This is a genomic window from Comamonas halotolerans (assembly GCF_030162935.1).
Lineage (GTDB): Bacteria > Pseudomonadota > Gammaproteobacteria > Burkholderiales > Burkholderiaceae_C > Comamonas > Comamonas halotolerans.
The window spans coordinates 23,968-45,804 of record NZ_JASAUZ010000067.1 but is presented as its reverse complement, the minus strand read 5'-3'; the positions used below and the strand labels follow the sequence as shown (position 1 = coordinate 45,804).

19 protein-coding genes are annotated in these 21,837 nt (G+C 56.7%); 15 read left to right on the top strand and 4 right to left on the bottom strand.

Annotation, left to right across the window (positions count from 1 at the left end):
• Nucleotides 1–63: 63 nt before the first annotated feature.
• The 11 genes from slmA (at nucleotide 64) to QEP11_RS16790 (ending at nucleotide 12,122) form a co-directional block, all read left to right on the top strand.
• Nucleotides 64–753: a nucleoid occlusion factor SlmA gene (gene slmA, locus QEP11_RS16840; protein WP_284337808.1), complete on the top strand. Its 690-nt coding sequence runs from the start codon at nucleotides 64–66 to the stop codon at nucleotides 751–753.
• 186 nt (nucleotides 754–939) lie between these two features.
• Entirely contained in the window at nucleotides 940–1,635 is a 696-nt protein-coding gene (locus QEP11_RS16835; RefSeq protein WP_284337807.1) for a TetR/AcrR family transcriptional regulator, read from the top strand.
• A gap of 39 nt (nucleotides 1,636–1,674) precedes the next feature.
• Nucleotides 1,675–3,471 carry an acyl-CoA dehydrogenase C-terminal domain-containing protein gene (locus tag QEP11_RS16830; protein ID WP_284337806.1) on the top strand — a complete coding sequence of 599 codons (1,797 nt, stop codon included), beginning with the start codon at nucleotides 1,675–1,677 and terminating at the stop codon, nucleotides 3,469–3,471.
• Nucleotides 3,472–3,527: 56 nt separating this feature from the next.
• Nucleotides 3,528–3,962 (top strand): DUF2147 domain-containing protein, encoded by a 435-nt coding sequence (locus tag QEP11_RS16825; protein WP_284337805.1) that lies wholly within the window; start codon nucleotides 3,528–3,530, stop codon nucleotides 3,960–3,962.
• A gap of 99 nt (nucleotides 3,963–4,061) precedes the next feature.
• Nucleotides 4,062–6,464, top strand: coding sequence for a 3-hydroxyacyl-CoA dehydrogenase/enoyl-CoA hydratase family protein (locus QEP11_RS16820; protein WP_284337804.1), 2,403 nt, complete (start codon nucleotides 4,062–4,064; stop codon nucleotides 6,462–6,464).
• Between the two features lie 169 nt (nucleotides 6,465–6,633).
• A complete protein-coding gene (locus tag QEP11_RS16815; protein ID WP_284337803.1) occupies nucleotides 6,634–7,827 on the top strand; it encodes an acetyl-CoA C-acyltransferase in 1,194 nt (397 codons plus the stop codon).
• A gap of 3 nt (nucleotides 7,828–7,830) precedes the next feature.
• A complete protein-coding gene (locus QEP11_RS16810) occupies nucleotides 7,831–8,850 on the top strand; it encodes an alpha/beta hydrolase family protein (protein WP_284337802.1) in 1,020 nt (339 codons plus the stop codon).
• Between the two features lies 1 nt (nucleotide 8,851).
• The gene (locus QEP11_RS16805) at nucleotides 8,852–9,709 is read left to right on the top strand and encodes an acyl-CoA thioesterase (RefSeq protein ID WP_413788746.1); all 858 of its coding nucleotides are present in this window, start codon (nucleotides 8,852–8,854) and stop codon (nucleotides 9,707–9,709) included.
• A 78-nt stretch (nucleotides 9,710–9,787) separates the two neighbouring features.
• Nucleotides 9,788–10,579, top strand: coding sequence for an enoyl-CoA hydratase (locus QEP11_RS16800; protein ID WP_284337801.1), 792 nt, complete (start codon nucleotides 9,788–9,790; stop codon nucleotides 10,577–10,579).
• Between the two features lie 300 nt (nucleotides 10,580–10,879).
• A complete protein-coding gene (locus QEP11_RS16795; RefSeq protein WP_284337800.1) occupies nucleotides 10,880–11,371 on the top strand; it encodes a thioesterase family protein in 492 nt (163 codons plus the stop codon).
• Nucleotides 11,372–11,543: 172 nt separating this feature from the next.
• Nucleotides 11,544–12,122 carry a bactofilin family protein gene (locus tag QEP11_RS16790; protein ID WP_284337799.1) on the top strand — a complete coding sequence of 193 codons (579 nt, stop codon included), beginning with the start codon at nucleotides 11,544–11,546 and terminating at the stop codon, nucleotides 12,120–12,122.
• Between the two features lie 108 nt (nucleotides 12,123–12,230).
• Here QEP11_RS16790 and QEP11_RS16785 read toward each other — a convergent pair whose 3' ends face one another.
• On the bottom strand, nucleotides 12,231–12,683 hold the full coding sequence (locus QEP11_RS16785) for an acyl-CoA thioesterase (RefSeq protein ID WP_284337798.1): 453 nt from the start codon (nucleotides 12,681–12,683) through the stop codon (nucleotides 12,231–12,233).
• Nucleotides 12,684–12,725: 42 nt separating this feature from the next.
• Between QEP11_RS16785 and QEP11_RS16780 the strand changes: the two genes are divergently transcribed.
• From QEP11_RS16780 to QEP11_RS16770, 3 genes are all read left to right on the top strand, one after another.
• A complete protein-coding gene (locus QEP11_RS16780; protein ID WP_284337797.1) occupies nucleotides 12,726–14,546 on the top strand; it encodes an ABCB family ABC transporter ATP-binding protein/permease in 1,821 nt (606 codons plus the stop codon).
• Nucleotides 14,547–14,588: 42 nt separating this feature from the next.
• Nucleotides 14,589–15,530: a 2-hydroxyacid dehydrogenase gene (locus QEP11_RS16775; RefSeq protein WP_284337796.1), complete on the top strand. Its 942-nt coding sequence runs from the start codon at nucleotides 14,589–14,591 to the stop codon at nucleotides 15,528–15,530.
• 133 nt (nucleotides 15,531–15,663) lie between these two features.
• Nucleotides 15,664–17,496 carry a Na/Pi cotransporter family protein gene (locus QEP11_RS16770; RefSeq protein ID WP_284337795.1) on the top strand — a complete coding sequence of 611 codons (1,833 nt, stop codon included), beginning with the start codon at nucleotides 15,664–15,666 and terminating at the stop codon, nucleotides 17,494–17,496.
• A gap of 85 nt (nucleotides 17,497–17,581) precedes the next feature.
• Here QEP11_RS16770 and QEP11_RS16765 read toward each other — a convergent pair whose 3' ends face one another.
• From QEP11_RS16765 to QEP11_RS16755, 3 genes are read right to left on the bottom strand one after another with little or no spacing between them, the layout of a single operon-like run.
• On the bottom strand, nucleotides 17,582–18,619 hold the full coding sequence (locus QEP11_RS16765) for a DctP family TRAP transporter solute-binding subunit (protein ID WP_284337794.1): 1,038 nt from the start codon (nucleotides 18,617–18,619) through the stop codon (nucleotides 17,582–17,584).
• A 46-nt stretch (nucleotides 18,620–18,665) separates the two neighbouring features.
• On the bottom strand, nucleotides 18,666–19,964 hold the full coding sequence (locus QEP11_RS16760) for a TRAP transporter large permease (protein ID WP_284337793.1): 1,299 nt from the start codon (nucleotides 19,962–19,964) through the stop codon (nucleotides 18,666–18,668).
• Complete coding sequence (locus QEP11_RS16755; protein WP_284337792.1) at nucleotides 19,961–20,521, bottom strand: TRAP transporter small permease; 561 nt, start codon at nucleotides 20,519–20,521, stop codon at nucleotides 19,961–19,963. The genes QEP11_RS16760 and QEP11_RS16755 overlap by 4 nt, the downstream gene beginning before the upstream one ends.
• 195 nt (nucleotides 20,522–20,716) lie before the next feature.
• On the opposite strand from QEP11_RS16755, the gene QEP11_RS16750 reads away from it, so the two are divergent.
• The gene (locus tag QEP11_RS16750; protein ID WP_284337791.1) at nucleotides 20,717–21,667 is read left to right on the top strand and encodes a LysR substrate-binding domain-containing protein; all 951 of its coding nucleotides are present in this window, start codon (nucleotides 20,717–20,719) and stop codon (nucleotides 21,665–21,667) included.
• Nucleotides 21,668–21,837 lie beyond the last annotated feature (170 nt).

Here is a 21,837-nt window from a genome sequence, read left to right as displayed (position 1 = left end):
ACGGTTACCGCTGTGATTCTGTGTGAGAGAATAAATCGATTTACCTGTTGATTTGCTTGCCATATGTCCGTATCTGAAGTTCTGAGCCCTCTGACCGAAACAGCCGAGACTGTCGTTGCTAACACCATGTTGGAGGAGCAACCCCGTACGCGCAAGCGCCCTAAACCTGGCGAGCGCCGTGAGCAGATTCTTCAGGCACTGGCTGCCATGCTGGAAAAGCCAGGCAGCGATCGCATCACCACTGCAGCTTTGGCTGCGAACTTGTCCGTGAGCGAGGCAGCGCTGTACCGCCACTTCGCCAGCAAGGCCCAAATGTTTGAAGGCTTGATCGACTTTATTGAGCAGTCTGTCTTCAGTTTGGTGCAACAAGTGGCTGGACGCGATGGCGAAGCTTTGGAGTTCACTCCTGAAGATGGTGCACGTCGAGCGGCGCGCATTGTGGCTTTGGTGCTGCAGTTTGGCGAGCGTAATCCTGGGATGGTGCGGGTGCTGGTCGGCGATGCCTTATTGCTCGAGCATGATCGTCTGCAAGCGCGGATGAATCAATTCTTTGACCGTATTGAATCGACACTGCGTCAATGCCTTCGCCCGGCCGCAGGCGCGTTGGGATCTGCAACCCCGACTGTGGATGCCCAAGTGGCTGCCAGCGTGCTGATGTCATTTGTGCAGGGCCGTTTGCAGCGTTTTGTGCGCACGGGTTTCCGTCGCCAGCCAACCGAGCATCTGGATGCCAGCCTGGCCATGATGATCTAAGCACTGTTAGGTGCGACAAACTAAAAGGGTGACAGTGAGTCTGTCACCCTTTTTTTATGGCTTGTGCGTCCGTTGTCTGATGCAGCAAAGAAAAAACTGCAAAGCCAAGGGTTAGCACCTATGCTCAAAGCAAAGGGATGTTTTTACGATAAAAAAAGAACGAACGTTCGTTTTTATTGGTATTGCATGTCTTCTACCCCACATATTTTCCCTGCGGTGCCCACATCGTCTTCACTAACGCGCAAGCCGCGTGGCGTAGCGTCTGGACACCGCGCATCCCCTAAAGGGCAGCAGACCAAGGCACACATCATTGATGTGGCTTTGCAGCTGGCCATGCACAACGGTCTGGAAAGCCTATCGATTGGAGGCTTGGCCGAAGCCACGCAGATGAGCAAATCGGGTGTTTTTGCACACTTTGGCTCGCGTGAAGAGTTGCAGATTTCGGTGATCCGAGAGTATCACCAGCGTTTCGAACAAGAGGTGTTCTACCCAGCCTTGCAATCTCCGCGCGGCTTGCTGCGTCTGCGTGCATTGTTCGATAACTGGATGAAGCGCACAACCATTGAGCTTGATTCGGGTTGCATCTACATCAGCGGTGCGATTGAATTCCAAGACAACATAGGTCCGGTGCGCCAGGCGTTGGTGAACTCCGTAGGCATCTGGCACGCAGCGCTATGCCGCAGCATTGCGCAGTGCAAGGAGTTGGGTGACTTGCAGCAGGATGTGGATGAACACCAGATTCTTTCTGAAATTCACGGTCTGATCCTGGTGCTGCACTATGAAGCTCGCTTTATGCGCAGTCCTGGCGCCATGCAGCGTGCATTGACAGGTTTTGAAAGCATTTTGCAGCGTTACGGCGCTCCACAAATCGCCAAGGCGTAAGCCCGTTCAACATTTTTTGAATTCACCAGGAGACAAACCATGCCCAGCTATAACCCGCCACTGCGCGATATGCAATTTTTGATGCACGAAGTCTTCAAGCTCGAAGATGAATACAAAGCTTTGCCCAAGCACGCCGAGGTGGATGCAGACACCATCAACGCGGTGCTGGAAGAGGCCGGAAAATTTGCAGCCAACGTGGCCTTTCCCTTGAACATCAGCGGTGACGAAGAGGGTTGCCATCACGACAAGACCACCCACGAAGTCACCACGCCCAAAGGCTACAAGGAAGCCTATGCACAGTTCGTGGAAGGCGGCTGGCCTGCACTGTCGTGCGATCCCGCATATGGTGGTCAGGGGCTGCCATTTGCCATCAATTCCGCGCTGTACGAAATGCTCAACAGCGCCAACCAGGCGTGGACCATGTATCCGGGTCTGTCGCACGGAGCTTATGAAGCCCTGCACGCCCATGGCTCCGACGAGCTCAAGGCCAAGTACCTCCCCAAGCTGACCAGCGGCGAATGGACCGGCACCATGTGCCTGACCGAGCCCCACTGCGGGACCGACCTGGGCCTGCTGCGCACCAAGGCAGAACCACAAGCCGACGGCACTTACAAGATCACGGGCAGCAAGATCTTTATTTCTGCAGGGGAGCACGATTTCACTCCCAACATCGTGCATCTGGTCTTGGCGCGCTTGCCCGACGCACCAGCGGGTTCCAAAGGCATCAGTCTGTTTGTCGTGCCAAAGTACAAAGTGCATGCCGACGGCTCGCTGGGTGAGCGCAATGGCATCTACTGCGGCGGCCTGGAGCACAAGATGGGCATCAAATCCAATGCGACCGCCCAGATCGTGATGGAAGATGCCGTTGGTGAAATGGTGGGGCTGCCCAACAAGGGCTTGCAAGCCATGTTCGTGATGATGAATGCAGCGCGCCTGGGGGTGGGCAACCAGTCGCTGGGTCTGACAGAAGTGGCGTACCAAAACGCGCTGGCCTACGCCAAAGACCGCCTGCAAATGCGCAGCCTGTCGGGCGTCAAGGCCAAAGATAAGCCCGCTGACCCCATCATCGTGCACCCTGACGTACGCCGCATGCTGCTCACTGCCAAGGCTTACGCTGAAGGCGGGCGTGCACTGTCCACATTCTGTGCGCTGTTGATTGACAAGGAGTTGAACCATCCGGATGAGAAGGTGCGAAAAGACAGCGCGGATCTTGTGGCGCTGCTGACACCTATCGTCAAGGCCTTCCTGACCGACAACGGCTGGATTTCCACCACCGCCTGCCAGCAGGTGTTCGGTGGGCATGGCTTTATCAAAGAGTGGGGCATGGAGCAGTTTGTGCGCGACAACCGCATCAACATGATCTATGAAGGCACCAACGGCGTGCAGGCGCTGGATCTGCTGGGTCGCAAGGTGCTGGGTAACCAGGGAGCAACACTCAAGAAGTTTGGCAAGCTGGTGGCACAGCTGGTGGAGGAGGAAGGCGTCAATGAAAAGATGGCCGAGTTCATCAACCCCATTGCCATGCTTGGTGACCAGATGACCAAGTTCACCACCGAAATCGGTTTCAAGGGCATGCAAAACCCTGATGAAGTGGGTGCCGCATCGGTGGACTATTTGCGTGTGGCAGGTCACCTGGTGTTTGGCTATTTGTTTGCACGCATGGCGCAGGTGGCGCTGCGGGCGATTGCTGGAGGCAATGCTGATCCGTTCTATGTCGGCAAGCTGCAGACCGCACGCTTTTACTTTGCCAAGCTATTCCCTGAAACTGTCACGCTGATGCGTACGGCCCGTGCGGGTAGCAAGGTGCTGATGGACAGCGATGCAGCATTGAGTTGAGTCACTGCTAGCGCGCGTATTTCCTTCCATGTGAAAGTCTTGATAAGGAGGTCCTCATGAACAAAACGCTGGCAGCTCTGGTTTTCGTCGCTTTCTCTGTACCTGCCATGGCGCAGATGTCGCCTATCGGTTTGTGGAAAAGTGTGGATGAAAAGACCGGGGCACCCAAGTCGGAAGTGCGCATCACTGACAACAGTGGTGTGCTCTCCGGAAAAGTAGAGCGAGTGTTGCGCGAGGGCGCGGATCCTGCTGCTGTCTGCGACAAGTGTGTCGATGACCGCAAGGGGCAACCTATTGTGGGCCTTGAGATCATTCGTGGCGCCAAACAGACTGAAGGCAAGGAGATCTGGGAAGGCGGCAAGATTCTTGATCCTGAAAATGGCAAGACCTACACACTACGCCTGACCCCTGTCGAGGGTGGAAGCAAGCTGGATGTACGCGGCTCCATTGGTCCTTTCGGGCGTACCCAGACATGGGTGCGCGTGCAGTAAGGGCCAGCCTCAAGAAGAACAACGCTGCTCCAGTCTGCATGGCTTCATCCTGGTGGGGAGCCATGCAGCACGTGGACGGCATTCATGGAACATACTCTCATGTCCCGATTCAATGTGAAGAAAGTCGCCGTATTGGGCGCAGGCGTGATGGGTGCGCAAATTGCTGCGCACTTGGTGAACGTCAAAGTACCGGTCATCTTGTTTGACCTGCCAGCCAAAGAAGGCTCCAAAAGCGCGATTGCCGAGAAGGCCATTGCCAACCTGAAGAAGCTCAAGCCTTCGCCTATCGGTGTGGCAGAGGATGCAGACCTGATTCAGCCCGCCAACTATGAAGAGCACCTCAAGTTGCTCAAACAATGCGATTTGGTGATCGAGGCGATTGCCGAGCGCATGGACTGGAAGCTGGATCTGTACACCAAGATCGCCCCCTTTGTCGCCAAGCATGCGCTGGTGGCATCGAATACCTCGGGTCTGTCCATCACCAAGCTCTCCGAAGCCCTGCCGGACGCGATCAAGCCCCGGTTCTGCGGTATTCACTTCTTCAATCCACCTCGCTATATGCCGCTGGTGGAGTTGATCAATACTCCCACAACCAACCCCGAAGTGCTGGACCAGCTGGAAGCCTTTGTCACCAGCGGTCTGGGCAAAGGCGTGGTGCGCGCCAAGGACACTCCCAACTTCATTGCCAACCGTATTGGCATTGCCGGCATGCTGGCCACGATGAAGGAAGTGGAGAATTTCGGTCTGACCTATGACGTGGTGGATGATCTGACCGGCAAAAAGCTGGGCCGTGCGTCGAGCGGTACGTTCCGTACGGCAGACGTGGTGGGTCTGGACACCATGGCTCACGTGATCAAAACGTTGCAAGACACCTTGAGTGCTGAGACAGACCCTTTCTATGACAGTTTTGGCACGCCACCCGTGCTGCAAAAGTTGCTGGAGTTGGGTAATCTGGGACAAAAAACCAAGGCTGGTTTCTACAAAAAAGTCGGTCGTGAAATTTTGCAGTTCGAGCTGGACAGTGAAGACTATGTTCCCGGGGGCCAAAAGGCCGATGAGGTGTATGCGCGCATGCTCAAAAAGCCTGCCGCCGAGCGGCTGAAGCTGCTGCGCAATGCAGAAGGTGCGGCCGGTCAGTTTCTGTGGGCCATCCTGCGCAACAGCTTTCACTACGCCGCCATCCATCTGCAGACCATTGCTGAATCTGCGCGCGATGTGGATCAGGCCATGCGCTGGGGCTTCGGCATGAAGCAAGGTCCTTTCGAGCTCTGGCAGGAAGCGGGCTGGCTGGAAGTGGCGAAGATGGTGCAAGAAGATATCGACGCGGGCAAGGCGCTGTCCAAAGCGCCGCTGCCCCAGTGGGTCTTTGAAGGCCCGGTGGCGCAAGCTGGTGGCGTGCATACGGCGCAAGGCTCATGGAGCCCCTCGCTGGGCAAGTTCGTGCCTCGCCGCGTGCTGCCTGTGTATGAGCGCCAACTCTTCCCCGAGCGACTGCTGGGTGAAACCAATTTGCCTGACTGGAAGACTGCAGGCACCACGCTTTTCGAATCGAAGGCACTGCGTACCTGGACGCTGGATGGCGAGATTCTGATTGCCAGTATCAAGAACAAGATGCATGCCATCAGCCCTGAAGTCATGGAAGGGCTGATGGAAGCTGTTGACACGGCCGAACAGGACTTTCAGGGCATGGTGATCTGGTCGGGTGATGCGCCGTTCAGCGTGGGTGCTGACCTGGAAGCCACCATGCCGGCATTCTTGATTGGTGGCGCAGATGCCATCGACAGCATCGAGGCTGAACTGCAAAACCTGATGATGCGCATCCGTTATGCGCAGGTTCCCGTGGTTGCGGCCATTCACGGCATGGCGCTGGGCGGTGGTTGCGAGCTGGCCGTGTACTCGGCCCGCCGGGTGGCGCATATGGAAAGCTACATCGGGCTGGTGGAAGTGGGTGTGGGCCTAGTCCCAGGTGCTGGTGGACTGACTTATATCGCCCGTCGTGCGGCGGAAAATGCCAGGAGCAGCACAGGCAAAGACATTCTGCCTTTTCTGACCGAGGGCTTTACTGCTGCGGCCATGGCCAAGGTGGGCACTTCTGCCATCGAGTCGCGCAAGCTGGGTTATCTGCTGGACTCGGACATCATCGTGCCCCATAAGGACGAGGTACTGTTCACCGCAATCAATGAAGCCAAATCCATGGCTGCGGGCGGCTGGCGTCCCCCGCTCAAGCGCAGCTTCCCTGTCGCTGGCCGCAGTGGCATTGCCACCATCAAGGCCCAGCTTGTGAACATGCGCGATGGCGGCTTTATCAGCGCCTACGACTTCAAGATTGCAAGCTTGATTGCCGAGATTGTCTGTGGCGGAGAAGTGGATGCCAATTCGCTGGTCACCGAGGAATATCTGATGGCGCTGGAGCGCAAGGCCTTCTGTCACCTGATTGGCCAGCCCAAGACGCACGAGCGGATTTTGGGCATGCTCAACACCGGCAAGCCCGTTCGCAACTGATGAAGCTACTGCGCGTCCTTCATGCCGCGTTGGGCGGTGCTCACCATCCTCACGTACAGCAAGTACGTTGTGGTGGCTGCGCTCCGTCCGCCTTGCCTGAAGGCCGCTCGCGACGCTTTCTCAGTCACGAGCGCAGTGTCTTTCAAACGAATTACTGAAAGATCAAGAAATGAAACAACTACAAGACGCGTACATCGTTGCCGCTACACGCACCCCTATCGGTCGTTCCGGGCGTGGCTATTTCAAGAATACCCGCCCCGATGATCTGCTGGTTGCTTCCATCAAGTCGGCCATGCAGCAAGTGCCCACGCTGGACCCCAAGGCGATCGAGGATGCCATCATTGGCTGCTCCTTCCCCGAGGGCGAGCAAGGCATGAACATGGCGCGTATCGCCGTGGGGCTGGCGTTCAACCACCCCGTGGGCGGGATCACCGTGAACCGCTTTTGTGCATCCGGTATTTCGGCCATCCAGATGGCAGCAGATCGCATCCGTGTGGGCGAGGCGGATGTGCTGATCGCCGGTGGTGCCGAGTCCATGAGCATGGTCCCCATGGGGGGCAACAAGCCTTCGTTCAACCCAGCCATTTTTGAGCGTGATGAAGACGTGGGTATTGCCTATGGCATGGGGTTGACGGCAGAGAAGGTGGCGCAGCAGTGGAAGGTCAGCCGTGAGCAGCAAGATGCCTTCGCGCTGGAGTCACACCTGCGCGCCATCAAGGCGCAGCAGGCTGGCGAGTTCACTGACGAAATCACCCCGATTGAAATCGTGGACCGCATGCCCAATCTGCTCAACGGTGAAGTCATCACCCAGAAGCGCACCGTGAATCTGGACGAGGGGCCACGTCCCGACACCACGCTGGAAGCGCTGGGCAAGCTCAAGCCCGTGTTTGCAGCGCGTGGTTCGGTCACGGCTGGCAACTCCTCGCAGACCAGCGATGGTGCAGGCGCATTGATTCTGGCCAGCGAGAAAGCGGTCAAGCAGTTTGGTCTGACGCCACTCGCACGTTTTGTGAGCTTTGCCGCACGCGGCGTGCCACCCGAAATCATGGGCATTGGCCCTATTGAAGCGATTCCTGCTGCCTTACGCTATGCCGGCATCAACCACCAGGACATTGACTGGTTTGAGCTGAATGAAGCGTTTGCTGCGCAGTCGTTGGCCGTGATGAATACGCTGGGGCTGGATCCAGCCAAGGTCAACCCCATGGGTGGCGCGATTGCCTTGGGCCACCCGCTGGGTGCGACTGGTGCCATCCGCGCAGCCACTGTGGTGCATGCGCTGCGTCGCCACAAGCTCAAGTACGGCATGGTCACCATGTGTGTGGGCACAGGCCAGGGCGCTGCCGGTATTTTCGAGCGCGTCTAAGCCATGGTTGACGCTTCAGCACACCAAGAGGTAGAGGTACGCTGGCAAGCGTCAACACTGGATGTGGGCAGCACCACAGGGTCATTGGCGCTGAGGCATTGTCAGCGCAGCGATCATCTGGTGCATGCGCAGGTGGTTATCGCTGCGGCGGTTGGTGTACCGCAGCGTTTTTACTCCGCGTTTGCGCAGTGGCTGGCAGCCCATGGCTATGCCGTCACCACGTTTGATTACCGTGGGCATGCGGAGTCCTTGCACGGGCCGCTGAGGAAAGCCAAGGCTGATTTGCTGGATTGGGCAGCAGATTGCGCTGCGGTGGCAAGACATCAGCGCTTGCAAATTCCCCATATCCCGCTGTACTGGATCGGGCACAGTGTGGGAGCGCAATTGCCGGGGATGCAGTCCATGCCCATTGACGGGATGTTGGCCATTGCCAGCGGCAGTGGTTATTGGCGTGATAACGCACCTCCCACACGCCGCAAGGTGTTGCTTTGGTGGCACGGCATTGCACCGGTGATGACCAGCCTTTGCGGCTGCTTGCCGGGGAGAAAATGGGGTCTGGTGGGCGATTTGCCAGCAGGCGTGGTGTGGCAGTGGCGTGCGTGGTGCCTGAACCCGGACTATGCTATCGGTGTGGAAGGTGAACCGCTTCGCGCCGCCTATGACACAGCGCGTTATCCCGTGCATGCTTTCTCTGTGGAAGACGATGAGATGATGTCGTGGCGTTCCACAGAATCATTGGTGAACTGGTATAGCAACTGCTCGCAAAGCATTGAGCGATTGCGGGTGCAGGATGCGTCCGGGCGGCGTATAGGACACATTGGTTTTTTCCGTGCCGAGATGGCAGAAACACTATGGCCGCGGGCGCTGGCGGTACTGGAAGGCTGGCGTGCAGAGAATGCCCCTCTGACACCAAAGGGTCACCAATCTGCGGGCCAAGGAACTACATTCAATAAGATGGAGCGTAGGGCCGAGGTTGTACATCAGCAACCCGGACAAGGTGAGCTTTTCTCGGAGATTCCATGATATGAGTGCCCCTCAAGATTCTCACAAGGAAGTGGTGGCGGTTTTTCATCCGCTGGATATTGCATTGCGTATGACACCACAGCATGACGGGAGCATGCAGGTTCAGGCGCCAACCGCCTACTGGAACATGGTAGGCCCCTATGGTGGTATTACTGCCGCGCAAATGCTGCAAGCTGTGTTGCAACACCCTGCGTTGTTGGGGGAGCCCATTTCCATCACCGTGAATTTTGCCGGTCCTGTGGAGGCGGGTGAATCGCGGATTGAGGCCATGCCTATTCGCACCAACCGTTCTACCCAGCATTGGACGGTCGCCATGGGGCAGCGAAGTGCCGAAGGGGAGTTTGTGGTGTCGACCACGGCGACCGTGATCACGGCTGTGCGGCGTGAAACCTTCAGCCAGGACGATTTTGTGCCACCCGCCATGCCAGACCCCGCACGTTGCGAACGATTTGACACGCGTGGCGCCATGGAGTGGCTGCAGCGCTATGACATGCGCGTAGTGCAAGGCGCCATTCCCAAAGTCTGGGATGACAGCGAGCATGAAACGCTCTCGCAATTGTGGGTGCGTGATGAGCCTGCGCGAGCCTTGGACTTTCCTGCGTTGCTTGGGCTGTGCGATGTGTTTTTCCCTCGCATCTGGTTGCGTCGGGCCCGTCGGGTTCCTGCAGGAACCGTCGGGATGACCGTATATTTCCACGCCGGTGCGGAGCAACTGGTGCGCCAAGGTGATCGCCATGTATTGGCGCAAGCCAGCGCACAAGCTTTTCGCAATGGTTACTTTGACCAAACTGCCCAGATTTGGGATGCCGAGGGCAGTTTGCTGGCAACCAGCCATCAAATCGTTTATTACAAAGAGTAAGGCTGCGCAAGCTGGCTTGGCGCTGCGTCGAGTCCAAGGCAGCGCTGTACCCTTGCGCCCCTTTTTTGCAGGAAGACCATGACTGAAACCACCAACCAAGACATCTTGGTGCACACTGAAGATGGTGTGCGTACCGTGACGCTCAATCGCGTAGAAAAGAAGAACTCGATTACCCAAGCCATGTACAGCGCCATGGCTGAAGCATTGACCAGTGCTGTGGACGATGACGCTGTGCGCGTGGTCGTGCTGCAAGGCGATGCCACGGTATTCAGTGCGGGCAATGACATCGGTGACTTTTTGGCGCGCCAAAGCAGCAACGATGGGCTGCCTCAGCAAAGTCCCGTATTCCAGTTTTTGCATGCGCTGGCTGATTTTCCCAAGCCATTGATTGCAGCTGTAGCAGGGCCTGCCGTGGGTATTGGCACGACCATGCTGCTGCACTGCGATCTGGTGTATGCCGGTGACAATGCAGCTTTCTCCATGCCGTTTGTCAATCTGGGCCTGTGTCCTGAGGCCGCATCGAGCTTGTTGCTGCCACGCCTGATGGGGTATCAGCGGGCTGCCGAGGCGCTGTTGTTGGGCGAGCCCTTTATGGCAGAAGCCGCCATGGAAGCTGGCCTGGTCAACCGCGTTGTGCCACCAACCGAGGTCAATGCCGTGGCGCAGGCACAAGCTGCCAAGCTGGCTGCCAAGCCACTGTCTGCGCTGGTGGAGACCAAGCGCTTGATGAAAAGCGGTCAGCGTGCCGAAATCAAGGCACAAATGGTTGAAGAGGGCCAAAGCTTTGGCAGCATGCTGGGCCAACCCGCTGCCCGAGAAGCCTTCACCGCCTTCATGGAAAAGCGCAAACCCGATTTCAGCAAGTGCTGAAATGGGGGCCGAGCTTGTCTCGGTTTGAGCGATAGCGAAGGTTTTGGCTTTCGTTAAAAGCGCAAACCCGATTTCAGCAAGTGCTGAAATGGGGGCCGAGCTTGTCTCGGTTTGAGCGATAGCGAAGGTTTTGGCTTTCGTTAAAAGCGCAAACCCTATTTCAGCAGGTGCTGAAATAGGGGGGCCGAGCTCGCATCGGCCGGGGGATAGCGTTGGACGAAGCCGTGGCTTCACTGCTGTCAGCGCTACAGGTAGCTCTTTGTGGCTGCCTGAGCGGTTTGCTTTGTTCTGGGAAGAGCCATGTCTTCTAAAAAATCCAGCACACCACCACATTTTCAATTTGAGCCTGAATTTATGGCAGCGCTCAAGCATGTGACCGAAGAGTATGTGCCTTTCAACAAAGTACTGGGCCTGAAGCTGCTCAGCGCGAATGCCACCACGGTAACGGCATGCCTGGAGATGCGGCCAGCTCTGGTAGGGCATCCAGCCATCAACCGTATCCATGGTGGTGCCATCAGCGCAGCTTTGGATGGTATTGGAGGGGTTGCCGTGATGTGCGCGATCGGTGCAAAGCATATGGATGAGCCTGTGATGAAGCGTACAGAACGTTTCGGCAAACTAGGTACCATCGACTTGCGCGTGGACTTTATGCGCCCTGGCATCGGTGAGCGCTTTACTATTTGTGCGGAAGTTTTGCGTTTGGGCTCGCGTGTGGCCACAACGCGCATGGAATTCCTGAGTGAAGAAGGCGTAATCCTGGCAGCAGGTATGGCCGCTTACATCACTTCATAGCAAGTGCTGAAAGGCGGCGCACAGAAGCGTTTGGTTACCGAGCCCCTGTTTGCTTAGGCAATAGGTGTGAGCAAAAGTCACAAACGAAGTCTTTGCTTACGCTTGTTGCGAAACGAGGTAAAAGGTATCTGCCGTGATTTTCTAAGCTAAAGCCTTTCTATCTGGAGGATGCATGGCCGTGAACAGTCCATTTTTTACCAAGCGCGAACCGCAGACGTTTTCTACCCGTCCTACCACCCCTGTGGGCGGCATTTCCGGTGGCGCGAGTGCCACGACTACAAGTGAGAGCAACAGTGTGCGTCCTGTGGAGAGCGCTTCCTCTGCTGCTACAGCAGCTCCTGCTACGGAGCAAGGTGGCAGCAAGCTAACTGTTGGCCCCAACATCAAGCTCAAAGGCGTAGAGATTACTGATTGCGATACCTTGGTGGTGGAAGGCACCGTGGAAGCCACCATGGATTCGCGCGTCATCCAGATCGCCCAGCAAGGTGCTTTTCATGGTTCCGCTGAAATTGACATCGCCGAGATCCATGGCGAATTTCAGGGCTCTTTGACTGTGCGCCAAAAGCTGGTGATTCACAGCACAGGCAAAGTCAGTGGCAAGATTCGCTACGGCAAGATAGTGATTGAAGAGGGCGGACAGCTTTCTGGTGAGATTGAAGTGGGTGTGGGGCCTCGCGCTAGTGTCACCGCCAGCAATAAGCCTGCTGCACCAGCCAGTACCGATACCAGCACCGCTGTCGCTACTGCCTAAGAGATAGCGCGTAAAACCGCTTCACCGCACATGCAAAAAAAGCCCGGCATCTTATGACTGGGCTTTTTTTATGTAGAAGCGGCAGGCGCAGCTTTCGCTGCAAGCTACTCAATCTTGCTGGGGAAGGATGGAGGCAGACACTTCTTCTGGCACAGGAGCATTCAATGGGCGAGGATTACCTTCGGAGTCGATGGCCACATAGGTCAGTACGGCCTCGGTGACCTTCACGTACTCTCCTTGGCGGCTCATACGCTCGGCAAAGACTTCAATATCGACGGTGACTGAGGTGCGGCCTACACGGGTCACACAGCCGTAAAAGGACACAACATCACCTACGCGGATTGGGTGTTTGAAGACAAACTCTTTGACCGCTACGGTGGCCATACGCCCACCAGCCAGACGCATGGCCAGCGTGCATCCTGCCAAGTCCACCTGGGACATCACCCAGCCACCAAAGATGTCGCCATTGGCATTGCAATCCCCAGGCATGGGGACAACCTTGAGAATCAACGCTTTGTCGGTAGGCAATGCAACGCTGGGCAGGACGGGAGAACGGGGCATGGGAGACAATCTGGCAACAAAAACAGCTCGGAATTGTCCCCTATGCGACGCAGCGGTGAAGCAGCTTCTTCAGAACCCTCATTGACGAATGTGGCTAATGCCGCTGAATGGACGGCACTGCGCCGTTTGCTTCCCTATTTGTGGCAATACAAATGGCGTGTGATTGCTGCTTTGCTGTTCATGGTGGGCGCCAAGCTGGCGAATGTGGGAGTGCCGCTATTGCTCAAACAGCTGGTGGATGCGCTGGATGTGAAAGCCGGAGATCCTGCAGCGCTGTTGGTGGTGCCTGTGGGGTTGCTGCTGGCGTATGGGGCTTTGCGCTTCAGTACGTCGCTGTTTACCGAGCTGCGCGATCTGGTGTTTGCCAAGGCCACGCAAGGGGCTTCGCGCTCCATCGCGCTAGCTACTTTTCGCCACTTGCATGCGCTGAGCCTGCGCTTTCATCTGGAGCGCCAAACTGGTGGCATGACACGTGATATTGAACGCGGTGTTCGCAGCACCGAGTCACTGGTTTCATATTCGCTCTACAGCATCTTGCCAACGCTGATCGAAATGGCGCTGGTGCTGGGTATTTTGGCAATCACCTTTGATGCGGGATTTGCCGCCATCACTGCCGTGGCACTGCTGTGCTATATCACGTTTACGGTGAAAGTGACGGAGTGGCGCACGCAGTTTCGCCGTGCGGCGAATGTGCAGGACTCGGCTGCGCACACCAAGGCCGTGGATGCACTGCTGAACTATGAGACCGTCAAATACTTCAACAACGAGGAGTTTGAAGCGCAGCGCTATGACCAGAACCTGCAGGAGCTGCGTCGTGTACGCCTCAAAAGCCAGCGCACATTGAGCCTGCTCAACAGTGGTCAGCAGCTCATCATCGCCACGGCCCTGGTGGCGATGTTGTGGCGGGCTACGCAGGGTGTGGTGGCAGGGGAGTTGACGCTGGGTGACTTTGTCATGGTCAATGCGTTCATGATTCAGCTCTACATACCGCTGAACTTTTTGGGTACCTTGTATCGTGAAATCAAGCAAAGCATGGCAGATCTTTCGCGCATGTTCATGCTCATGGACAAGGAGCGTGAAGTGGCGGACAGCCCTGGTGCCCAGCCCTTGCAGCTGCACGGTCAGCCGGATGTGCGGTTCGACAACGTGCAGTTTGCCTACGATGCCGAGCGTCCCATCTTGAAAAGGGTGAGCTTCACCATTCCTGCAGGTAAAACCGTGGCCGTGGTGGGTGCCTCGGGCGCCGGTAAAAGCACGCTGGCGCGTCTGCTGTATCGCTTTTATGACGTGCGTGAAGGACGCATCACCATTGCGGGGCAAGACATCCGGCAGGTCACGCAAGACAGCGTACGCCAGGCCATTGGCATAGTGCCGCAGGACACGGTGCTGTTCAACGATACAGTGGCGTACAACATTGCCTATGGTCGTACCGGAGCTTCCCAGGCTGAAGTGGAAGCGGCAGCCAAGGCAGCACGCATTCATGACTTCATCATCTCAACGCCTCAGGGCTATGCCACCAAGGTGGGAGAGCGCGGTCTGAAGCTGTCTGGCGGTGAAAAGCAGCGTGTGGCTATTGCGCGCACCTTGCTCAAGAACCCGCCGGTCTTGATTTTTGACGAAGCCACTTCAGCGCTGGATAGCCAGACCGAGCGAGCCATCCAGCATGAGTTGAGCAGTGCCGCAGCAGGGAAAACCACCTTGGTGATTGCCCACCGTCTCTCCACGGTGGTGGAGGCTCACGAAATCCTGGTTATGGAAGCGGGACAGATTACCGAGCGCGGCACACATGCGGACTTGCTTGCACAAGGTGGCCGTTATGCCGAAATGTGGGCACTGCAACAAAGTGCGGAGACCACAGAATAAGCGTTTCAAATGTAGTTTGATTGATTGCCGAAAGTGTCTGCCATGTCTGATTCCAAGCCCGTTGTATTAATTTTGCACGTCTTGTCGCCTGAGCACAGGGTGCAGATTGCCGAACATTTTGACGTGCTGTATGCGCCAGATGCACAGCAAGGCGCACAGGCGATTGCGCAGCACGGCGACCGCGTTGAGCTGGTGCTGACGATTGGAGCGATCGGCCTGACTGCGGGGCAAATGGATGCCATGCCCAAGCTCCGTATGGTGGGCGTACTGGGCGCTGGGTATGAGAACGTGGACGTGGCCTATGCCAAGGCACGCGGTATTGCAGTGAGCAATGGTGCAGGCACCAACGATAACTGTGTGGCGGATCACGCTTTTGGCTTGGTGATTGCTGCCGTGCGTGGACTGGTGCAACTTGACAAGCTCACGCGGCAAGGTGGATGGCGCAATGACATTCCATTGCCTCCCAATGTGTCAGGCAAGCGTTTGGGTATTCTGGGGCTGGGCACGATCGGCCAAAAGATTGCGCGTAGAGCCGAGGCCTTTGATATGCCGGTGGGCTATCACAACCGCAAGCCCAAAGCTGATGTGGACTATCGCTATTTCGACAGCTTGCAGGGCTTGGCGCAATGGGCCGATGTGCTGGTGGTGGCAACGCCGGGCGGTGTGGGGACACAGCATTTGGTCAATGCCTCGGTGTTGCAAGCGCTGGGGCCAGGGGGCTATGTGGTCAATATTGCGCGCGGTTCTGTGGTGGATACAGAGGCCTTGGCGCAGGCTCTGCGCAGTGGGGCACTGGCTGGCGCGGGCTTGGACGTTTTCGAAACAGAGCCCAAGGTGCCCGCAGCCTTGCTGGAGCTGAACAATGTGGTGCTGACGCCGCATGTGGCGGGGTGGTCTCCCGAGGCGGTGCAAGCGACAGTGGATTTGTTTCTGGACAACGCGTTACGACATTTTTCCGGGCAACCCTTGCGCACCCCTATTTAAAAGTCAGGACGAGCCCCTACACTGCAAAGCTTTGCGGCGTTAAAACCTTCAGGCTGAACATTTTGGGCTGAGCCTTGATGAACACAAGAGGCATGCGCGCAATTCCTAGACACCCACTTTGCAGAGGTATGGCGTGCTCAGCCCCGTCTATTCCAAACATTCACTGGTCGTGCTGGCGTTTGCAGCGCTAGCCTGGTCTTTCTGGTACAGCGTTGGCTGGCTGGTGCTTTGCGCCGGCTTGGCCATGTTTCTGTTTGGCATGCAGAACCTGGAGCAGGGCCTTAAAAGTCTGGCCGGAAGCAAGCTGGAGGGCTTGTTGTCCCAAAGCACGGCAACGCCATTCAAAGGCTTGCTGTTTGGCACCGCGGCTACTTTTGTGCTGCAGTCCAGTACTTTGGTGTCGCTGCTGACCATTGCTTTTCTCAGTACAGGATTGATTTCGCTGGCAGGCAGCATCGCGGTGTTATTTGGTGCCAATCTGGGGGCGACCAGTGGCATTTGGTTGCTGGCACTGGCCGGTCAAGACATCAGCATGTCCAAGCTGGCAATGCCGTTGCTGGTGTTTGGTGTGCTGCTGGGATTTTCGGGTGACAAAGGCAAGGCAACTGGCCGGTTTTTATTGGGTATTTCATTGATTTTCCTGGGGATCGATGAAATCAAGGAAGGTTTTTCCAGCTTTGGCGATCTGCGTCTGGATCGCTACAGCGCTGAAGGCGTCAAAGGGGTGTTGCTGTTCATTGGCGTGGGGTCGCTGATAACTGTGGTGCTGCAGTCCAGCCATGCCACCTTGATGCTCACATTGGCAGCTTTGGCCAGCCAGCAACTGGAGTTGTCGCAAGCGCTTTGCATTGCCATTGGCTCGAACGTGGGCTCGGCTGTTTCGACTGGTGTGATGGGGGTGATTGGCAGTGCACGCAGCGGCCAGCGTCTGGCTGTAGCGCATGTGGTGTTCAACTGCACTACGGCAGTCATCGCCTTTTTTCTGCTGTCACCCATGACATGGCTGGTGTTGCTGGCCACCGGCTGGATCGGCTTGGGAGAGAACAAGCTGATTCAGCTGGCTATGTTTCACACCTTGTTCAACGTGATGGGTGTCTTGGTGTTCTGGCCTTTTCAGCAGCAGCTGGCTGCTGTGCTGGAGCGTTGGATGCCCGACGCGCAAGAACCCACGGTACTGATTGCGACCGACACCAAGGAAGTGGCGCAGGTCACGCGTGCCCGTTATCTGCAGCCTGCCTCATTGCAGAGTGTGGAAAGCGCCAGCAGTGCTGTATCCAAAGAGCTGCAGCATCTGGGGCGTCTGGGTCTGGAGGTGGTGGCGCATGCCCTGTATGCAGCACCGAATGATCCCGCAACGCTGGAGCGTGAAGATGCTGGTCTGCGCAATCGGCTGCAGCAACAAGCCATCAACGCAGATGCGCTGTACCAAACACACATTAAAGGCGTGTATGCCGATTTGCTGGAGTTCATGGGCAGCGTGGTGTTGCCGATGGACAGTGCGCAGCAAGCGTTCTGGCACAGCAGCCAGGTTGCCGCCTTCCAGTTGGTGGATGCGGTCAAGGATGCCCAGCGTCTGCAGCGCAATATGTACAAGTTTCTGCAGGGACCCGATGATTCGGCGGCACGCAGCAGTTATTTGGAACTGCGCACGTACTTGTTGCATGCATTGAAAGACATGCATGTGCTGAGCGTCTCGGATATGCCTGAGGCGCAATGGGTGTCAGAGCTAAAGGCTTTGGATGATTCCTTCCAGGCTTTTGATGCGCAGTTCCGCAAGCACTTGTTTGCATCCATCCGTGGAGGAATGCTCGACAGCCTCACCGTGAGCTCATTGATGAACGATTTGGGTTTTGCGCAGACCATCATTCAAGGTCTGCGCCATGTATTGCTGCTGGGCGAAGGACATGAAGCTGCACGCCAGCAGCAACTGTTGATGGGTGAGGCACCGCTGATTCAGACAGTGTAGGCAGCGATGAGCGGATATTCCGTGTAGATGGTTTCGTAGTGAAAAAGGGGCCGAAAGGCCCCTTCAAATTGGAGATGTAGAAGAATTACTTCTTGCGCTCGGCAATGGCCTTTTCAGCCATGTCCACCAAGTTGGTACCGATTTGTGGCTTCCACTTGCTATAGACGCTCTTGGTGGCATCAGCAAACACTTTGCGCTGCGCGGCATCCAGGTCAGTCACAGTCACACCTTGGGCAGACAGTTCTTTGACCAGGGGCTTGCCGGCTTCGATCATGCCCTTGCGGGAGATAGCGATTTGCTCTTTGGCGGCATCCAGTGCCGCTTGCTTGACGATGGCTTGGTCTGCTGGGGTCCAGCTGTTCCATACGTCCTTGTTGACCACATAGATCAGCGGATCGTTCATATACCCCCACAGCGTCATGTATTTCTGGCCCACGGTAGTGAGCTTGGCCGCCATGTACACCGAAACGGGGTTTTCCTGACCATCCACGGCACCGCTGGCCATGGCGGGCTGGGCATCAGCCCAGCTCATTTGCGTAGGGTTCGCGCCCAGGGCTGTAAAGGTGTCGAGGAACAAGGGCGAACCCACCACACGAATCTTCAGCCCCTTCAAGTCTTCAGGCTTGGTGATGGCATGCTTGGAGTTGGAGATTTCACGGTATCCGTTTTCACCCCATGCCAGGGGCAGCACGCCAGCTTTGTCGATGGTCTTGAAAATCTCCTGGCCCACCTGACCTTGCACGACAGCATCCACTGCCGCGTAGTCTGGGAAGAGGAAGGGCAGCGAGAACAGGTTCAAGGCCTTGACCTGGGGCGACCAGTTGATGGTGGAGCCCACGGCCATATCAATCACGCCCTGGCGAATGGCGCTGAATTCACGGGTCTGGTCGCCTTGTACCAGTGAGGTACCGGGGTAGAGCTTGATGTTGATACGACCTTCGGTGCGTTCACGCACTTTGTCTGCCCAAAGCTCTGCGCCCTTGCCCCAGGGAAAAGCCGTGCCAAGCACGATAGAAAGGCGGTACTCGCTTTTGTATTTGGCCTGTGCATGTGCAGCAGGCAGGCCCAGTGTGAGCAAAGTGGCTGCAGCAGCAGTGGCGGTCAAAAAAGTACGCAGTTGCATGTTTGTCTCCTTGGATAAGGTGGTGTTGTCGGGTAATGAAGCAGTGTTAATAGCCGAGGCGCGCAGGAAGCCACAGCGCAAGTTGCGGGAAGGCAATGATCAGAAGCATCACGCAGAACATGGCCAGCAGCATGGGAATGACCCAGCGTATGGTGGACTCCATCTGCACATTGGCAATACGGCATGAAACCATCAGGTTGACGGCCAGAGGCGGTGTGAACTGACCCAGTGCCACCTTCAGGGTCAGGATGACGCCGAACCAGACGGGGTCCCAGCCGTAGTGGTTCATGATGGGCAACAGCAGCGGGACAAAAATCAGGAAAATCGAGATGCCGTCGAGGAACATGCCCACGCTGATCAGCAGCAGGATCAGCAGCATCAATACCCCGTATTCGCCCAGACCCGAGTTGACGATGGCGTTGGCGACGGGGTCGATCACCCCCAGCGTGGACAGCGAGAATGCAAAAATGCCAGCGAGTGACACCACCAGCATGATCACGGCAGACAGCTCGCCAGCTTCACGCAGAATCGTGAACAGGTCGCGCACGGTGATGGTGCGGTGGATAAACATGCCCACAAACAGGCCATAGAACACGGCGACCACGGCTGCTTCGGTCGGAGTGAACCAGCCTGCGCGCATACCGCCCAGAATCAATACAGGTGCAGACAGGCCCCAGATTGCTTCTTTGAAGCTCTTCCATAGTCCGGGACGAGGCAGACCTGCTTCCAGGTGGCCCATCTTGTGTCTGCGCGCCATCCAGACAGCTGGCACGATCAAGGCGATACCAGCGAGCACACCGGGCACCATGCCAGCTGCAAACAGGGCGGGCACCGAAGCGCCTGGCACCAAGACCGAGTAGATGATGAATGCCACAGACGGCGGAATCAGAATGTCGGTGGCTGCTGCGGCACCCACCACACTGGCAGAGAAGCTGCCGGGGTAGCCTGCGCGATACATGGCTGCGATCATGACACCGCCCACGGCAGCCGCATTCGCGGGCCCAGAGCCGGAAATACCGCCCAGGAACATGGCCACCACAATCGCCACCAAGGGCAGCATGCCAGGGCCACGACCCACGATGGCGATCGCAAAATTCACCAGGCGTGCAGCCACACCTGAACGGTCAAAGATGGCGCCCACCAATACAAACATGGGAATGGCCAGCAGAGGGTATTTACCCAAGCCGGCATAGAAGTTTTGCGGCACAGCCAACAGGCCGAACCATTGCACATCCATATTGGCCAGCGCAATGCACGCTGCCCCAGCAAGTCCCAAGGCAGCGCCAATCGGTACGCCCAAAAACATCAGCACCAGAAAAGCGACAAACAGGAGGGTGGCGATCATGCTTGCTCCTTGTTTGAGGAGGCTGCGTTATCGGTGATCTCAGTGCTGAATGCGTCTGGCTTGCCTTGACGGATGAACAAACCGATGGCGCGCAAGGTAATGGCTAAAGAGCAGATCGGAAGCCACATGGAGTACCACCACTGTGGCACTCCAATGCCGGGTGAGGTTTCCTCATAGCGCCAGTCGTCCCAGACAACACGTGCGCTGAGCACCATCAGCAAGGCAAACAGCAGGGCTACGCTGGATGAACCCAAACGGGCCAGTGCCTTTTTGCGCGCAGCACTGCCACGGGTGGTGAGAAATTCAATGCGGATGTGCTGATCGCGAGCAACCGCTGCGCTGCCAGCCACCATGGCCAGCAAAATCATCAAAAAGATGGAGATTTCTTCTGTCCACGCAAATGAGGCATCGGTGAAGTAGCGTACGAGCACATTGGCAAATGTGATCAGGGCCAACAGCGCCACGATGATGACGGTCAGCCAGTCTTCAATACGCAGGGAACGTGGCTCGTCGGAGCCTTCAGCCTTGGTGGCTGGGCTGGGTGTGGGGTCGGACATTTCGCGGAATCGGTAACAGAAGCAATACAAACGCTAGTGCGATCCCTGATCTGACCGTGTTGTGCACGCCAGCCGGACGCTGCACCTTCTATACGGATGGAAAAGAAGGCGCATTCGACATTATTGGGGCTTTCTATTACGTTGCCTATGGGAACGTCTCGTAGCGTTGCGTGGCGGCAAGGCGATAATCATGGAATGGAAACAAAATGGCTTGAAGACTTTGTAAGTCTGGCTGAAACGCGCAGCTTCAGCCGCTCCGCCCAACTGCGCCATGTGACACAGCCCGCGTTCTCGCGCCGTATTCAGGCACTGGAAGCGTGGGCTGGTACCGATCTTGTCGATCGCAGCTCTTACCCCACCCGTCTGACGTCGGCGGGCAAGACCATGTACGACCAGGCGCTGGAGATGCTCCAGTCGCTGCAAAGCACCCGCTCCATGCTCAGGGCGCACTCCAGCAGCGACAAAGGCATGGTGGGATTTGCAGTGCCGCATACGCTGGCCTTCACCTTCTTTCCTGCCTGGGTGTCGCAGGTTCAGGAGCAGTTCGGCTCGTTCAAAAGCCGCTTGATTGCCTTGAACGTGCATGACGCAGTGATGCGCCTGGTTGAAGGTGGTTGTGATCTGTTGATCGCTTACCACCACAGCTCCCAGCCTTTTCAGCTGGACACCTCACGCTATGAAATGGTGCGACTGGGTGAGGAATTGCTGGCTCCATATGCCAAGCCAGATGCCGATGGCAAACCCATGTTCATGCTTCCGGGCACTGGTACTGAGCCATTGCCTTTCCTGGCCTATGGGCCTGGTGCGTATCTGGGGCGCCTGACAGAGTTGTTGCTCAAAGAGGCCGATATGCCAGTGCATCTGGAGCGTGTGTACGAGACCGATATGGCTGAAGGCCTTAAAGCCATGGCCATTGAAGGGCATGGTGTGGCCTTTTTGCCCTATAGCGCAGTACGCAATGAACTGGCATCCGGACGCTTGGTGAGTGCAGTGCCCACCGGATCAGACAAATTTCAGCTGCCCATGGATGTTCTTGCGTACCGTGAAAAGCCAAATGGCAAAGAAGCGCAAAAAAATGTGGCGCATGCCTTGTGGAGCTTCCTTCAGCAGCTGGCGGCTGAGCAGGACAAGTCCAAACCCGACTAGTCTGCTTTCCAGATTGCAAAAGAAGGTGATGCCCTCAATGCGGATGACCTCCCTGAAGTTCAGGGAGGTCATTTTTTTGTGTGAATTGGGCAGAAGAATTGCAAAAAAGTGAATTCTTTACGGGTTTTCACGCATCTATCTTTCTCGTGAAACGCATTGCAACCTTTTAC

What these genes read in the sequence shown, in the direction of transcription:
- slmA (WP_284337808.1), top strand. Translation starts at nt 64, where the DNA reads ATGTCCGTATCTGAAGTTCTGAGCCCTCTGACCGAAACAGCCGAGACT.
- QEP11_RS16835 (WP_284337807.1), top strand. Translation starts at nt 940, where the DNA reads ATGTCTTCTACCCCACATATTTTCCCTGCGGTGCCCACATCGTCTTCA.
- QEP11_RS16830 (WP_284337806.1), top strand. Translation starts at nt 1,675, where the DNA reads ATGCCCAGCTATAACCCGCCACTGCGCGATATGCAATTTTTGATGCAC.
- QEP11_RS16825 (WP_284337805.1), top strand. Translation starts at nt 3,528, where the DNA reads ATGAACAAAACGCTGGCAGCTCTGGTTTTCGTCGCTTTCTCTGTACCT.
- QEP11_RS16820 (WP_284337804.1), top strand. Translation starts at nt 4,062, where the DNA reads ATGTCCCGATTCAATGTGAAGAAAGTCGCCGTATTGGGCGCAGGCGTG.
- QEP11_RS16815 (WP_284337803.1), top strand. Translation starts at nt 6,634, where the DNA reads ATGAAACAACTACAAGACGCGTACATCGTTGCCGCTACACGCACCCCT.
- QEP11_RS16810 (WP_284337802.1), top strand. Translation starts at nt 7,831, where the DNA reads ATGGTTGACGCTTCAGCACACCAAGAGGTAGAGGTACGCTGGCAAGCG.
- QEP11_RS16805 (WP_413788746.1), top strand. Translation starts at nt 8,852, where the DNA reads ATGAGTGCCCCTCAAGATTCTCACAAGGAAGTGGTGGCGGTTTTTCAT.
- QEP11_RS16800 (WP_284337801.1), top strand. Translation starts at nt 9,788, where the DNA reads ATGACTGAAACCACCAACCAAGACATCTTGGTGCACACTGAAGATGGT.
- QEP11_RS16795 (WP_284337800.1), top strand. Translation starts at nt 10,880, where the DNA reads ATGTCTTCTAAAAAATCCAGCACACCACCACATTTTCAATTTGAGCCT.
- QEP11_RS16790 (WP_284337799.1), top strand. Translation starts at nt 11,544, where the DNA reads ATGGCCGTGAACAGTCCATTTTTTACCAAGCGCGAACCGCAGACGTTT.
- QEP11_RS16785 (WP_284337798.1), bottom strand. Translation starts at nt 12,683, where the DNA reads ATGCCCCGTTCTCCCGTCCTGCCCAGCGTTGCATTGCCTACCGACAAA.
- QEP11_RS16780 (WP_284337797.1), top strand. Translation starts at nt 12,726, where the DNA reads ATGCGACGCAGCGGTGAAGCAGCTTCTTCAGAACCCTCATTGACGAAT.
- QEP11_RS16775 (WP_284337796.1), top strand. Translation starts at nt 14,589, where the DNA reads ATGTCTGATTCCAAGCCCGTTGTATTAATTTTGCACGTCTTGTCGCCT.
- QEP11_RS16765 (WP_284337794.1), bottom strand. Translation starts at nt 18,619, where the DNA reads ATGCAACTGCGTACTTTTTTGACCGCCACTGCTGCTGCAGCCACTTTG.
- QEP11_RS16760 (WP_284337793.1), bottom strand. Translation starts at nt 19,964, where the DNA reads ATGATCGCCACCCTCCTGTTTGTCGCTTTTCTGGTGCTGATGTTTTTG.
- QEP11_RS16755 (WP_284337792.1), bottom strand. Translation starts at nt 20,521, where the DNA reads ATGTCCGACCCCACACCCAGCCCAGCCACCAAGGCTGAAGGCTCCGAC.
- QEP11_RS16750 (WP_284337791.1), top strand. Translation starts at nt 20,717, where the DNA reads ATGGAAACAAAATGGCTTGAAGACTTTGTAAGTCTGGCTGAAACGCGC.